The organism is Pantoea sp. OXWO6B1 (assembly GCF_001641135.1).
GTDB classification, from domain to species: Bacteria; Pseudomonadota; Gammaproteobacteria; order Enterobacterales; family Enterobacteriaceae; genus Pantoea; species Pantoea allii.
The window spans coordinates 4,462,918-4,476,910 of the sequence record NZ_LWLR01000001.1 but is presented as its reverse complement, the minus strand read 5'-3'; the positions used below and the strand labels follow the sequence as shown (position 1 = coordinate 4,476,910).

At 54.2% G+C, this 13,993-nt stretch carries 13 protein-coding genes; 6 read left to right on the top strand and 7 right to left on the bottom strand.

Annotation, left to right across the window (positions count from 1 at the left end; translation table 11 throughout):
* Nucleotides 1-165: 165 nt before the first annotated feature.
* From A6A26_RS22835 to A6A26_RS22825, 3 genes are all read left to right on the top strand, one after another.
* The gene (locus tag A6A26_RS22835; RefSeq protein WP_063880857.1) at nt 166-360 is read left to right on the top strand and encodes a hypothetical protein; all 195 of its coding nucleotides are present in this window, start codon (nt 166-168) and stop codon (nt 358-360) included.
* Nucleotides 361-592: 232 nt separating this feature from the next.
* On the top strand, nt 593-1,375 hold the full coding sequence (locus A6A26_RS22830; protein WP_063880856.1) for a siderophore-interacting protein: 783 nt from the start codon (nt 593-595) through the stop codon (nt 1,373-1,375).
* A gap of 98 nt (nt 1,376-1,473) precedes the next feature.
* Nucleotides 1,474-2,013 (top strand): PadR family transcriptional regulator, encoded by a 540-nt coding sequence (locus tag A6A26_RS22825; RefSeq protein WP_063880855.1) that lies wholly within the window; start codon nt 1,474-1,476, stop codon nt 2,011-2,013.
* A gap of 16 nt (nt 2,014-2,029) precedes the next feature.
* Here A6A26_RS22825 and A6A26_RS22820 read toward each other — a convergent pair whose 3' ends face one another.
* On the bottom strand, nt 2,030-2,323 hold the full coding sequence (locus tag A6A26_RS22820) for an Rdx family protein (RefSeq protein ID WP_063880854.1): 294 nt from the start codon (nt 2,321-2,323) through the stop codon (nt 2,030-2,032).
* Between the two features lie 282 nt (nt 2,324-2,605).
* Here A6A26_RS22820 and A6A26_RS22815 point away from each other — a divergent pair, with 282 nt between their 5' ends.
* Nucleotides 2,606-3,124 (top strand): CinA family protein, encoded by a 519-nt coding sequence (locus A6A26_RS22815; protein WP_063880853.1) that lies wholly within the window; start codon nt 2,606-2,608, stop codon nt 3,122-3,124.
* On the opposite strand, the gene A6A26_RS22810 is transcribed toward A6A26_RS22815, so the two are convergent.
* A complete protein-coding gene (locus A6A26_RS22810; RefSeq protein WP_063880852.1) occupies nt 3,121-4,104 on the bottom strand; it encodes an acrylyl-CoA reductase (NADPH) in 984 nt (327 codons plus the stop codon). The genes A6A26_RS22815 and A6A26_RS22810 overlap by 4 nt on opposite strands.
* Before the next feature lie 602 nt (nt 4,105-4,706).
* Between A6A26_RS22810 and A6A26_RS22805 the strand changes: the two genes are divergently transcribed.
* Nucleotides 4,707-6,857, top strand: coding sequence for an ornithine decarboxylase (locus A6A26_RS22805; RefSeq protein WP_063880851.1), 2,151 nt, complete (start codon nt 4,707-4,709; stop codon nt 6,855-6,857).
* 967 nt (nt 6,858-7,824) lie between these two features.
* Complete coding sequence (locus tag A6A26_RS25645) at nt 7,825-8,172, top strand: hypothetical protein (protein WP_156506692.1); 348 nt, start codon at nt 7,825-7,827, stop codon at nt 8,170-8,172.
* Here A6A26_RS25645 and mltC read toward each other — a convergent pair.
* The 5 genes from mltC to A6A26_RS22775 form a co-directional block, all read right to left on the bottom strand.
* Nucleotides 8,160-9,239 (bottom strand): membrane-bound lytic murein transglycosylase MltC, encoded by a 1,080-nt coding sequence (gene mltC / locus A6A26_RS22795; RefSeq protein ID WP_063880850.1) that lies wholly within the window; start codon nt 9,237-9,239, stop codon nt 8,160-8,162. The genes A6A26_RS25645 and mltC overlap by 13 nt on opposite strands.
* A 52-nt stretch (nt 9,240-9,291) precedes the next feature.
* The gene (locus A6A26_RS22790) at nt 9,292-9,564 is read right to left on the bottom strand and encodes an oxidative damage protection protein (RefSeq protein ID WP_013027107.1); all 273 of its coding nucleotides are present in this window, start codon (nt 9,562-9,564) and stop codon (nt 9,292-9,294) included.
* Nucleotides 9,564-10,649 carry an A/G-specific adenine glycosylase gene (gene mutY, locus A6A26_RS22785; protein WP_063881251.1) on the bottom strand — a complete coding sequence of 362 codons (1,086 nt, stop codon included), beginning with the start codon at nt 10,647-10,649 and terminating at the stop codon, nt 9,564-9,566. Before mutY ends, A6A26_RS22790 begins: the two co-directional genes overlap by 1 nt.
* Before the next feature lie 254 nt (nt 10,650-10,903).
* Entirely contained in the window at nt 10,904-12,322 is a 1,419-nt protein-coding gene (gene melB, locus A6A26_RS22780) for a melibiose:sodium transporter MelB (RefSeq protein ID WP_063880849.1), read from the bottom strand.
* An 84-nt stretch (nt 12,323-12,406) separates the two neighbouring features.
* Nucleotides 12,407-13,762, bottom strand: a complete 1,356-nt coding sequence (locus A6A26_RS22775) for an alpha-glucosidase/alpha-galactosidase (RefSeq protein WP_109717058.1) — start codon at nt 13,760-13,762, stop codon at nt 12,407-12,409.
* Between the last annotated feature and the right edge of the window lie 231 nt (nt 13,763-13,993).

Sequence of the window (13,993 nt, the reverse complement as noted above, 5' to 3'; positions counted from 1 at the left end):
CACATTACGTGCGCCATACTGTGATAAAGCGCACGATTTTATAAGCAGGTAATCTGGCGAGGCGTAAAATTCTCCCTGAAGCTCACTGAGGAGCCACTACGACGGCTTTTATTTCTCTGAGCTGGAATATTCACCTGCTTTCTGCGCCTTATCAGGCTAAAAACTATGATTAAACTTTCCCAGATATCAGCAATGCTGCTGGCTATCGCGCTGTCTGTGGCTCCGGCTCTGGCTGGCGCGCAAATGACCGATCCTGTCAATGTGCCAACAGGTTTGCACCCTGGCTCGCAGGGCACGCATAACGAGATACTCGGTGACAGCTCTCTGCCTCAAAGCAGCGGACAAAACCCGGTTCGATAACAACGTTATTGCCGTCAGTCCTCTTAAAAGGTGCGCAAGCGCCTTTTTTGTTTTTACGTGCCCGTTTCTTCTTCCCTTGCGATCCCTCTCTTCATAACCGATCGCATTTTTGGTCATTGTTCTTAAGATATATCATAGCTATTCTGAGCCGCTAGCATGAGAATGATTTCTATTTACTCAGGCCGCGCGAAAACCATTCCCGCTCGCACAGCCGCGTTTCCGGAGAGTTACTGTGCATACATCTTATCCCCGTCGTTTACCTGAACGCGTACGTAACGAACTGCGCTTTCGTCGCATCCATGTGGCCGAAAAAACCAGGATCGCCGACACGTTTTGGCGCATCGTCTTCACAGGTGACGACCTGATGGGCTTCAACTCCCCTGGTTTTGACGACCATATTAAGGTCTTCTTTCCCTCCGCTGACGGCGCAGCGCTGGCACTGCCGACGATCAACGAGGACGGTATTCAGTGGCAAGACGGCTTGCGGCCGGTAGCGCGCGACTATACGCCACTGGCGTTCGACGGCCTGTCATCGCTGACGCTGGATTTTTACAGTCATGAAAGCGGCGTCGCCAGTAACTGGGCAGCGCAGGCGCAGGTGGGTGATACCTTAATCATCGGTGGTCCGCGTGGTTCTTTGCTGGTGCCGACAGATTATGCTTTTCAGCTTTATGTGTGCGATGAAACCGGGCTGCCAGCGTTTAAGCGCCGCAGCAGCACAGTAAAGGCAGAGGCGCTGCATCTGTTTGCCTACGCCGATGAGGCCGCCGGGCGCGCTTGCCTGGCGGATACCGGCAATGCAGAGATCAGCTGGCTCGGCAGGGGTAACATGACGTTGGCGGATTTACCGCAGCTCACTGCTGCACTGGATAAGATAGCTATTCCGCAGCACGACGCCTTTATCTGGCTTACCGGAGAAGGGCAGTTCGTGAAACAGCTGTGTGACTATTTCACCACGCAGCGCGGGGTTGACGCTGATTGTGTGCGTGCCGTGGCTTACTGGCATCAAAAGTAAGTCTTCTTCTGCTAACTGGATTTACGTGACCTGCTGTTGATTGAATTTTGCCTGACGGCCCACTACCATCAGGCTCTTTCCACTGACTCAGGCAGAGAATGAAAATGGATTCGGCACATTCAGGGCAGAGTAACCACGATGCGCATTCGGAGCCGTGCAGTGGACGTCGCAAGCGCCGTGAAAAAATGTTGGATGCGGGCGAGATCCGTCTGTTGATGCTGCATTTTATCTCGCAGCGTGCCACGCATGGTTATGAGCTGATTAAATGTATTGAGGAGCTGTCAAAAGGCGAGTATTCGCCCAGTCCTGGCATCATTTATCCCAATCTGACATGGCTGGAGGAGATGGACGCCATTCATATCCATGATCCTCTCGCCGCGCGTAAGGCTTTTGTGCTGACCGAAACGGGCCACGCCATGCTAAAGCGCGATGCCGCATTGCTATCTCGCCTGATGAAGCGTTTGTCATCCCTTGCGGTTCTGGTCAATAACCGCAGCATACCGGAGATTGAGCAGGCTATTTATCACTTCAAAAGTGCCTTAAACACTCGCCTGGCGCAGCAGGAGATTACCGATGAAACCCGGGAAAAAATTGTTGCGGTGCTGAAGACTGCGGCAGATGAAATCAACCGCAGTTAATGACTGAGGCTGGTGATCAGCTGTCGTCAGATTTATTTTTATCAATGTGCCCCAGCGAACGCTCCGGGAAACAGATATCCCTTACCCGCTGCTTAAGCGTCTGGGCATCGGGGAATCCGCCGTCGCGTTTGCGTTCCCACAACAGATGCTCATCCAGGGTAATTTCAAATACACCGCCGGTGCCCGGACGCAACGTCACGCTGGCTAAGTCCTGTGCAAAGGTTTGCAGCAGTTCCTGCGCCATCCAGGCGGAGCGCAGCAGCCAGTTACATTGGGTACAGTAGTGGATGACGATCACGGGTTTTTGCATCTTTCCCTCTCTTTCTTATTCGTTAACGCTCAGACCAGCAGGCGCTATTAGCGTGCGCGTCCGGCTGTGCTGTTACGCATGGGTTTCTTGTCTTGATGTTTTGTTGCTAACCCTGACGCGAATCCTCACCCGTGGCAGACAGCAGCGCAAACCTTAACCCATCGCCAGCCGAAACGGTACAGGTAAGCGCCTGCGTTTATTCTGATAAAACATCAGATTAGCTGTTTCAGGTTGTGTGGTTTCGGCCATACTTCACTCATGGCAGGAAACAAAGGAAAACCCATGATGAAACTTAATGAGGCCGCAGCGTTACTGGGGCAGCAACTTTTATCCTCTGGTCTTCGTCTGGCGACGGCGGAGTCCTGCACGGCAGGATTAATCAGCATGACGCTGGCTGCAGTCGAAAACAGTGGCGATTTTTTTACCAGCGGTTTTGTGACCTATAGCGAAAGCGCCAAGGTACGACTGCTTGGCGTCAGCGAGGACACGCTGGAAAAACATACGGCGGTAAGCCGGGAAACCGTATGCGAAATGGCTCGGGGTGCGCGTGAGCGCTCTGGTGAGCCGGTCAGTCTGGCTATCAGCGGCTATGCCGGGCCGGACGGCGGACAGGATGGCACCCCCGCAGGTACGATTTGGGTAGGATGGGCCTTGCCGGGCGGTGACGTCATCGCCCGCTGTCAGCACTTTTCCGGTGAGCCGAAAGCGGTGATGGAGCAGGGGACGATCTGGGCGATTCAGGGGCTGAGCGAATTACTGACGCGCCCGCCTTCGTCGCTCCAGACCGTAAAAGAGCATTAAGCGCAGTCGACGATCAGACGGCCCCGGATTTTGCCATCCAGCAGGTCCTGTGCGCCCTGGCACACTTCACTGAGCGGGATGACTGTTGTCATCTGGCTCAGTAACGCATCATCCAGAAGCTGCCCCAGCCGCTGCCAGGCCTGTTGTCGCAGCGGTTTAGGGCACATCACGCTGTCTACGCCTGCCAGCGTCACACCGCGCAGAATAAAGGGCGCGACGCTGGTGGGCAGATCCAGCCCCTGTGCCATGCCGCAGGCCGCCACCACGCCGTCACGCTGCATCCCGGCCAGCACATTGCTCAGCGTGTGGCTGCCGACGCTGTCGATGGCGGCGGCCCAGCGCTCTTTACCCAGTGGCTTGCCGGGTTGGGTCAGTTCGGCGCGATCCATCACCGCGGTGGCCCCCAGGGTGGAGATTAAATAGGCTTCATCGCTGGCCCGTCCGCTGGAGGCGATTACCTCATAGCCAAGCTTTGCCAGTAAAGCGACGCTGAAGCTGCCGACGCCTCCGCTGGCACCAGTGACTAAAACCGGACCGCTACCGGGCTTAACGCCCTGTTTTTCAAGCGCCAGCACGCACAGCATGGCGGTAAAACCCGCCGTTCCAATTGCCATGGTATTCAAGGGTGTCAGCGTATCCGGCAGCGCGACCAGCCAGTCGCCAGACACGCGGGCTTTCTGTGCCAGCCCGCCCCAGTGTTTTTCCCCAACGCCCCAGCCGGTGAGCAGCGCCGCATCGCCTTCTTGCCAGTCAGGATGGCGGCTTGCCGTGACGCGTCCGACGAAATCAATCCCCGGCACCATTGGGAACTGGCGCACAATCGGCCCTTTATTGCAGATTGCCAGCGCGTCTTTGTAGTTGAGGGTGGAATAGCTTACGTCGAGGGTGACGTCTTGATCGGGTAATTGTGTTTCGGAGAGTTCTTTGAGTTGAGAGCGGTAACCCTGTTCGTCATTGTCGATGACCAGTGCCTTAAACATGCAGCCTCCGTCAGGCATAAGAATAATCAGGCAAGTTTACGCCGGATACGCCGATTGCGGTAGGCACTGGACCGACAAGTGCGCGACGTGCCGCAATTTGGTGGTGTTCCAGTGCAGGCTGATGAAGGTGCTGCCGTATTTGCATATTGCATAATTTTGCATTAATTACAAAAACTTAATCGGTTGGTCATGAGCGTTTTAAATGCAATTAAATGATATTTAAGGCTTTTTTATTTTGTGTTTATTGACCTGATATATAAAGTTGTCGGGTTGTTCCTGCCGGTAAAAAATGACATTATGACCGCCACTTTTTTCTTGCCACCGCCCGCTAACAGAGGACGCTATCATGTCCGGTTCAATGCGCATCCGCACTTGTTCCCACTCGCCTGAGCTGGCGCGTGAACTGTTCCTCGTCGTCATGCCAGTTACACACACATCGTTCACTATGCGGTGAGGCCAATCGGGCCGCAACTGTTGGACATGAGTAAGGACTACTCTTTACTGATGTCTATCGGTCTATCGCGTCAGACATTATTCGCCGGGGAAATTTCCCTATTGCCGTGCCTCAGGCACCCACTCCCTGACTGTTAGGGATTTGTGTTATGACACCACTTAAAATTGCTGCCAGCGCTGCTGTTGCGCCTAATCTGACCCTGAATACTGCGCGCGACGTGGTTACGCTGGATAATACTGATTTTACCGATGTGGCGGCTGTGGTCGTCTCGCTGGCTGATACACGCAGTGGCGTGCTGGCGTTGTTACGTCACACTGGTTTTAATTTACCGGTGTTTGTTGCCAATGCCTTCGAAGAAGAGGTGATGCACCTGCCTGGCGTCACGGGTGAACTGAATGGCGAGCCGCAGGATTGGGTGGCATTGGAAACCGCCGCTCAGGCTTATGAAGCCGCATTATTGCCGCCGTTTTTTGAAACTCTGACGCGTTACGTCGACATGCAAAACAGCACGTTTGCCTGTCCCGGTCATCAGGGCGGTGCGTTTTTTAAAAAGCATCCTGCAGGTAAGCAATTTTTTGATTTTTATGGCGAAAACGTTTTTCGATCGGACATGTGTAATGCCGACGTTAAGCTGGGCGATCTGCTGATCCATGAAGGCTCGGCGAAGCATGCACAAAAATTTGCCGCCAAAGTGTTTAATGCGGATAAAACCTACTTTGTGTTAAATGGCACTTCAAGCGCGAATAAAGTGGTCACCAATGCTTTACTGACGCGCGGTGATTTAGTGCTGTTTGACCGCAATAATCATAAATCCAACCATCATGGTGCGCTGATCCAGGCAGGGGCAACGCCTGTTTATCTTGAGGCTGCCCGTAATCCGTTTGGCTTTATTGGCGGCATTGATGCGCACTGTTTTGACGACGGCTATCTGCGCGAACAGATCAAGAAAGTCGTACCTGAGCGGGCTAACGACGCGCGTCCATTCCGGCTGGCGATTATTCAGCTAGGCACCTACGACGGCACGGTCTACAACGCGCGTCAGGTGGTGGATCGCATTGGTCATCTGTGTGACTACATTCTGTTTGACTCGGCCTGGCTGGGCTATGAGCAGTTTATTCCGCTGATGGAAGGTTGCTCTCCGCTGACGCTTGAGCTTAACGAAAACGATCCCGGCATTTTTGTTACCCAGTCAGTGCACAAGCAGCTGGCAGGCTTTTCGCAGACCTCGCAGATTCATAAAAAAGATAACCATATTCGTGGGCAAAAGCGTTTCTGCCCGCACAAGCGGTTGAACAACGCATTCATGCTGCACGCATCAACCAGCCCGTTTTATCCGCTGTTTGCCGCACTGGATATTAACGCCAAAATGCATCAGGGCGAGGCGGGACGCCGCATGTGGGATGAGTGCGTGATGCTGGGCATTGAAGCGCGCAAAGCGATCTTTGAGCGTTGTGAAATGATCCTGCCTTTCGTGCCGGAAACCGTCAATGGCCAGCGCTGGCAGGATGCGCCAACGGAAGCGATCGCACGCGATCTTAACTATTTTAGCTTCGAACCTAACGCTAAATGGCACGGTTTTGCCGGATACGATCGCGATCAGTACCGTGTCGATCCTTGCAAGTTGCTGCTGACCACACCAGGCATTGATGCTGCCAGTGGCGAATACGCTGATTTTGGTATTCCAGCGACCATTCTGGCGAACTACCTGCGTGAGAACGGCATCGTGCCGGAAAAATGCGATCTCAATTCCATTCTGTTTCTGCTAACGCCAGCAGAAAGCCCGGAAAAAATGGCGATTCTGGTCGCGATGTTGGCGCAGTTTGAGCAACATGTTAAAGAAGATACGTTGCTGGCTGAAGTGCTGCCCACGCTTTACCGTAAAAACGCCAAACGCTACGCGGGTTACACCTTGCGCCGTCTGTGTCAGGAGATGCATGACCTGTACGTGAGCTTTAACGTAAAAGATCTGCAACGCATGATGTTCCGCGAGCAGGGTTTGCCGCAGGTTAAAGTGAACCCACAGGATGCGCATCAGGCTTATATTCGTGGCGAAGTTGAGCTGGTACCGATTGCAACGGCAGAAGGGCGTATTGCGGCGGAAGGCGCACTGCCTTATCCACCTGGCGTACTTTGTGTGGTACCGGGTGAAGCATGGGGCGGGGCGGTACAGCGCTATTTCCTGGCGCTGGAAGCGGGCATTAACCAGTTGCCTGGTTTTTCTCCGGAGTTACAAGGGGTTTACACCGAGGAAGATGCTGACGGACGTAAGTATCTGGTGGCAAATATGATGGTGCAATGAGTTTGCGTTATGCCTGGGCGGCGGCTTATCACCAGGGTTTCGGCGGATGGCCTGTCATCAGGCCCTGAGAAGGTTTCGTTCGCCAGGCGGCAGGGAGTTTCAGTTTGCCCCGTGCGGGCGACCGACAAGGGGCGGCCAGTCGCCGCGGCCCCTTGACCCCGGGCTCCCGTCCTGCCCGCCCGCCGCTGCGCGGTCCCTTCGCTGCTTCAGGATTTCTGCCGGACCGCCAGGACGCGCCGTCCCTGGCGCGGCCCGGCTCTCGCCGACGTCCTGTCGGCTCATCCGGAAATCCCTCATCCGCTCAGCGGTCGGGAAGGCCGGCCAACTCCCCCGCTTCGATATCTGTAGTAAAACCAACCGCGTTGCCGCTTCAGATGCAGGAAAAGCCTCCTGGCTCATCACTTTTCATTTTTTCATGTTCGTCAGGCTTTCCCGTCCTGAGTTTTGATTGCGCATGTTAACAACAGGCGAAGCCAGTCTTCCGGGAAAACATTCGATCTCACAGGCGTAGGTTTTCGGAGGCATCCGGATCGCATCCTAATGTATTGAGATAAAGATATTTTTCTGTTCCCTAAACGTCCGCATTCATTTTAACCGCACGTAGTTAATTACAGACAACGCCGACCTTCCGGGAAAAATATAAGCCCTCACAGGCGTGGGTTTTCAGGAGGCATCCGGAGCGCATCCTAATATATTGAGATAAAGATATTTTTCTGTTCCCTAAACGTCCGCATTCATTTAACCGCACGCAGTCAATTACAGACAACGCCGACCTTCCGGGAAAACATTCGATCTCACAGGCGTAGGTTTTCAGGAGGCATCCGGAGCGCTGAGGAGAGAGCGGAGGCCAGGGCGGAGCGGCAGGGATGCCGCGCAGAGGACGGCTGCGCCAGGGAGGGTGCATCCGTCCGGCCCGTCAGGCCGCAGTGAGTGACGAAGGAACAGCGACGGCTGCCGGACGCCGGGATTGTTAAGGGGCTGGCGTAAGCCCCTTAACACGTCCGCCTGCACGGGCAGGCTGAAACTGCCCAACGCCTGGCGGGCAGAACCATCTCATAGCCAGAGTGAGCAACCCAACGCCTGGCGGGCGGAACCTTCTCACAGCCAGAGTGAGCAACCCAACGCCTGGCGGGCGGAACCTTCTCACAGCCAGAGTGAGCAACCCAACGCCTGGCGTGCGGAACCTTCTCACAGCCAGAGTAAGCAACCCAACGCCTGGCGGGCGGAACCTTCTCACAGCCAGAGTAAGCAACCCAACGCCCGACGGGCAAAACAACCCATCGCCCGGCGGGCAGCCCCCCATCAAAACCGATGATAACTCCGCTGCGCCGTACTCACCTTATACAAATAATGCCGCGATTCCGCAGACGGATGCTGTTTAGACAGCGTCTGATAAACCTGACTGGGTGACATACCGTTAATGATAGTGACCGCACGATCCTTATCGCTGGAGAACACACGCAGTACGCTGCCTGCACCGCCGTTATAGGCGGTAATGACGGCATAGCGACGCGAAAGCGGGTCCTGAATGCCTGCCAGATAGCTGCGCTGCAGCAATGACAGGTAAGCCGTACCGGCATCAATGTTGTTCTCGGGGTCCAGCAGGTAGCTGCGGCTTGGTTTGCCCCATTTACCCTTCATGCGGAACACATCTACGCCCGCGGTATGCTGTACCACCTGCATTAAACCCAGTGCGTCAGAATGGCTGACGGCGTAGGGGTTAAAACTGGATTCGGTCTGCATAATCGCGAGGATCAGAGACGCATCAACACCATATTGCTCAGCAGCTTTGCGCACCATCGGCAGATATTTATGCGCACGCTTATCAAGATGGTTAGGCACCATCGGAATGGTAACCGAGTAGATCACATGCAGACCAGAATTGCGACGCTGCAGTTTATTCGCAATCAAATAGTCCGCAAACGCCTGAGCGCGGCCCTGCCAGCGGATGGCCTGCCCGGTGTTATCCAGTACCTGACCATACAGCAGCGGTTCTTTACTGATTTGGATATCGTTGACATCAGAATAAAGATCGACATTGCCCGGGTCCTCGCCGATCAGCAAGGTGGTCACGATCGCCTGACGCAGGCTGGCCGTGGGATCGGTACCGGAAATGGTCTCAATAGTGATATTACCGCTTTCAAAGTTGATATGGCTGCGGGTGTAATAGTTGTCGCTATATTTGACGTAGTCTTTTGGTCCGGCAATCAGAACCTCATTGATACCCCAGATGTTCTCAATGTTATGGGCGAACTGCCCCATCAGGATGTCAAATCCGTTGGTGTCCTTCACCCACTCTTCTGAATAGGTCGGGTTCTTTTTTCCGGAACAGGAAACTAAAAGGGGTGCAATCACCAGCAGGGCTATCAGCTTTTTATTCATCTAAAATACATGCCTGACCTGGAAAACGGCCCCAGTACTGAGGCCAAAAAGGTTATGCTTCGGGTGGCGTATAGCCTTCAATGTGGACGTCTTTGCCTTCAAACAGGAAATTGATCATCTCCTTTTCCAGCACTTTGCGATCTTCGGGGTTCATCATGTTGAGCTTTTTCTCGTTGATCAGCATGGTTTGCTTGGCCATCCATTGCTGCCAGGCTTCTTTCGAGATTTCATTGTAAATGCGTTTTCCCAGATCGCCAGGGTAGAGTTGGAAATCTTGTCCTTCAGCGTCACGTTGTAAAAAAGTACAAAAAATAGTGCGGCTCATTATTCTTCCTCGTTAATCTCACAGCGGCCTAAAGGCAACTGCTGGGGATGGCGCAGTTCGTGCAAAAGACGCTCTACGGGTGCGGCTAATCCCACAGACGGCGGCAGCGTTAAGTTATACCAGAGACCGCCCGCTTCATCCATTAATGCCCCGGCAGAAGGCCATGACAGCCACATTGGGACGATATCCAGATGGAAATGGCTGAAGGTATGACGAAACGCCGTAAGCTGCTGAGGTTTCGCCCGAATGCCTCGTGCCGTCAGCCAGTCGGTCATCGCCTCTTCACTGGTGAACTGCGGGAAGCAGAATAATCCGCCCCAAAGGCCCACCGGCGGACGCTGTTCCAGCCAGACCTTGTCGCCATGTTGCATCATCAAAAACCAGCCGCTGCGCGCCGGCAACGTCTGTTTCGGCTTTTTCCCTGGATAGCTGGCCCAACTGTTGTTCGCCCGGGCTTCGCATCCGCTGTTAAGCGGACAGATGTCACATTTCGGTCGGGAGCGGGTACACACCATTGCGCCCAGGTCCATCATTGCCTGGTTAAACTGACTGACGCCTTCGGCTGGGGTGACGTCCTCGCTGATTTGCCACAGACGTTTTTCGACATCTTTTTTACCCGGCCAGCCACCTACCGCGTAACAACGTGCCAAAACCCGTTTAACGTTACCATCCAGAATAGGAAAATGCAGACCCAGCGACAGAGACAAAATAGCGCCAGCGGTAGAACGTCCCACGCCAGGCAAAGCGGCGACGTCATCATAGTTGCGGGGAAACTCGCCGCCATGAACATCCACGACCTGTTTTGCCGCTTTATGCAGGTTGCGCGCCCGGGCGTAGTAACCCAGGCCGGTCCAGAGATGCAATACCTCGTCCAGGGGCGCGGCGGCTAAATCGCTGACGGTAGGAAACCGCGCCATAAAGCGTTCAAAGTAGGGAATAACGGTGGTCACCTGGGTTTGCTGTAACATGACTTCAGACAGCCACACCTTATAAGGTGTTTTTTCCAACTGCCACGGCAGGGTTTTACGGCCAAAGCGCTGATACCAGTCCAGCACCTGTTGCGCGAACTGCGGGGCTTGCATCATAAAGGGGATATTTCCGTGATTACGCGACATTCGGGCAGGAATTCCAGCATAAGCGCACGTGAGAGTAAACCGGAAGATTGAAAAGGCCTGTTTCATTCAGGCCCGTCGGATGCGTTGCCTTGACCGCCCCTGGGCGAGTCGCCACGGGCGCGCCAGCATCAATCACAAATGCCAGACAGCAGCAGGCCAGATGACATGCACCTGGCCTGCTGTGGCTGTTCGAAACCCGGTATTAAAAGCCCGGCGTGCGGCTTTTACGGTTCAGATCCAGGTATCGCAAGGCTCCTGACCGGAATCGCTTCTGACGCCGGCGGTTTACGGTATTTATCCAGGAGATGGATCTGGATTTTCCGCAGCATATCGCCGTTCAGCCTGTAGAAACGGAAATAGAGCAGCAGCGTCAGCATAAAAAATACCGCGGGCAGTGCGATCATAATAAATTGCATACCTACCAGGGTTTCCTGTGACTGTGCGATGTTAGGCATATAGCCAATTATCCCCAGCACCACGGCGATAAAGAAAGCGGCAAAGGCTGAACCGCCTTTCACCACCATAGTCTGCACCGAATAAGCAATGCTCTCGCAGCGCACATGCAGCTTGTATTCACCGTAATCGACGGTATCCGCCACCATGATCACCTGGAGCACCCAGAAAAGGGCGGTACCGGTATTTAACAGGATGCCGGCCACCACAATCAGCGGAGTGGAGTGATAGCCCGCCAGCGCCATGGCAAACAGCACGCCACAGCTCAGTATGGGCAGCGCGGATGCCGCCGCCCACAGAATTCGGCGCGACAGAATGTTCACCAGTTTTGGGAACAGGATTAACGTCACCAGGTTCGCCGCACCGGCATAAGAGAGATAGTAGGGGAAAAGAGCGGCATCACCGATAACGTAGGTGAAATAGTAGATGGTAAAGCCGGTAATAATGTTAGCCGCGACGTTGTAAGCCAGCGCCATTCCCAGCAGGCAGGAAAGCTGATCGTTACGATAGATGAGGGCGACAATGGCTTTCAGTCCCAACCGGCTGCCGTCCGTGGTCTCATCGTCAGTGGACGAATAGACTTCATGCACGTTTCGCAGTGTCACCAACATCGATGCGATAAAAAAGGCAATTAACACCAGCGTAAACATCTGGAAGCCTAATCCGCGATTGTCACCGCCAACATAGCTGACAAAGGGCAGGGCAATGCCTGCGGTGACGAAGGAGGCAAGGCTGGCGAAAAAGCGCGGCCAGGGCACCAGCTCTTCACGTTCGCGCTTGTCCAGGGTGATAGTGGGCACCAGCGACCAGAACGGGATATCCATAATGGTGTAGGTCATGCCCCATAAGATGTAAGTGACGCAGACGAACACCAACTGGGCCGTGCCCTCGAACAAGTGGGCGCTAAACAACAGGAACAGCACCAGCGAGTTCGCCAGCGTGCCCACAAAAATCCAGGGTTTGAATTTCCCCCAGCGTGATCGCGTGGCATTAACGATCCAGCCCATGATCGGATCGTTAATGGCATCCCAGATCCGTGCCACTAAAAACAGCGTACCGACGACACCAACCGATAAACCCACTACGTCGGTGTAGTAATACATCAAATACATATAAACAATGCCAATAGCGAAATCTTTCCCAAACGCGCCGAATCCGTAGCTGAGTTTTGTCGTTATTGAAATGCTCATCGGGTACCGGGACGCTGTTGCCAGCGCCCGCCTTCTGTTATGGAATACAGCAGCAGCCGGACTGCATGTCCGGAGACAAAGACGTTACGCGTGAAGCCAGGCGGGCAGCCAGTCTCCGTGTTCGGCGATCAGCTCATCCACCAGCGCATAAATCTCCTCAATGCCCAGCACCGCTGCCGTGTGGGGGTCCAGCATGGCGGCGTGGTAAACCCGGTCACGGTTTTCCGTCAGGATGGCTTCGGTCAGCAGCGTTTGCACATTGATATTGGTTTGCATCATGGCCGCCAGATGTGACGGCAGAGTGCCGACTTTGGTGGGCTGAATCCCGTTGGCGTCCACCAGGCAGGCGACTTCCACACAGCATCCCTGTGGCAGATTGTCGATTAACGCATCATTGCGCACATTGCCGTAAATCACGGCCGGTTCGCCTGTCCATATCGCATTCATAATGGCGCTGGCATACTCGCGTGATGGCTTACTTTCAATGCGTTCAGCGCGCTTGTAATGCTCAAGTTCGCTACGCCAGTTATCCAGTTGCTCTACGCAGCGTTTAGGATATTCGTCCAGCGGGATCTGGTAGCGCTCAATCAGATCGTCTCGTCCCGGCTTGATAAACCAGGGCGTGTATTCCGCGAAGTGTTCTGAAGATTCGGTGACGAAATAGCCCAGTTTTTTGAACATTTCATAGCGTACCAGGTTCGGGCAGCGTGGATTGCCGTGAATATTGGGTTTCGGTGCCTGCCCGGCGTCAAAGGCGGCCAGCAGTTCCGGATACAGATTGACGTAGGTACCCTCTGCGGTTTTCCGCTCAAGCTCCAGATAAAACGCCATATGGTTGATACCGGCAGAGCGGTAACGTAAATCGGCAGGGTTGAGGTTGAGATCGTTCGCCAGCTCTTCAGCGGTTCCCTGAACGGAATGGCACAGGCCAACCTGTTTGATATGCGGATAACGTGCGTACATCGCCCAGGTGTTCATCGCCATGGGGTTGACGTAATTAAGCATGGTGGCATTGGGGCACACCGCCGTCATATCTTCACAAATCTGCCACAGGTGCGGGATGGTGCGCAGCGCGCGCATGATGCCGCCGGGGCCAAGCGTATCGGCGATGGTCTGCTCAAGGCCATAGCGCTTACATACCGCAAAGTCTGTGACGGTACAGGGTTCATAGCCGCCAATCTGGAACGCCACCACCACAAAATCGGCATCGACTAATGCCGTTTTCTGATCACTGTGGCAGGTAATATGGCCTGCCGCGCCAGCCGAACTCATCAGCTTGCTGACCACGGTGTAGGACTCGTCAAGCCGGGTTGCATCAATATCCATCAACGCGATATGGGCTGACTTCAGCGCATCGCGGTGGAAGACATCACCAAGGATATTTTTGACGAAAATAGTGGAACCCGCGCCAATAAACGTAATTTTGGGTGCAGACATCAGGATGCTCCATTGCAAGGTTGGATAACGTCATAGTGTCACGCCGTAACTAACGAAACTTCCTTCTAATCAGGGGAGCATTCCCAAAAGCTCAGATCTGCCCGCCGCCAGCATCGAATCTGAGTTTTTGGGATAAATTTGCCTGGAAAGAAGAGTATCTGGCCTGAAAAGCAGAGAATTATTAACGCGAACCGCCCATTTTTGGCCTCTGCTACTGGCCTGAGCCCTTCAGAT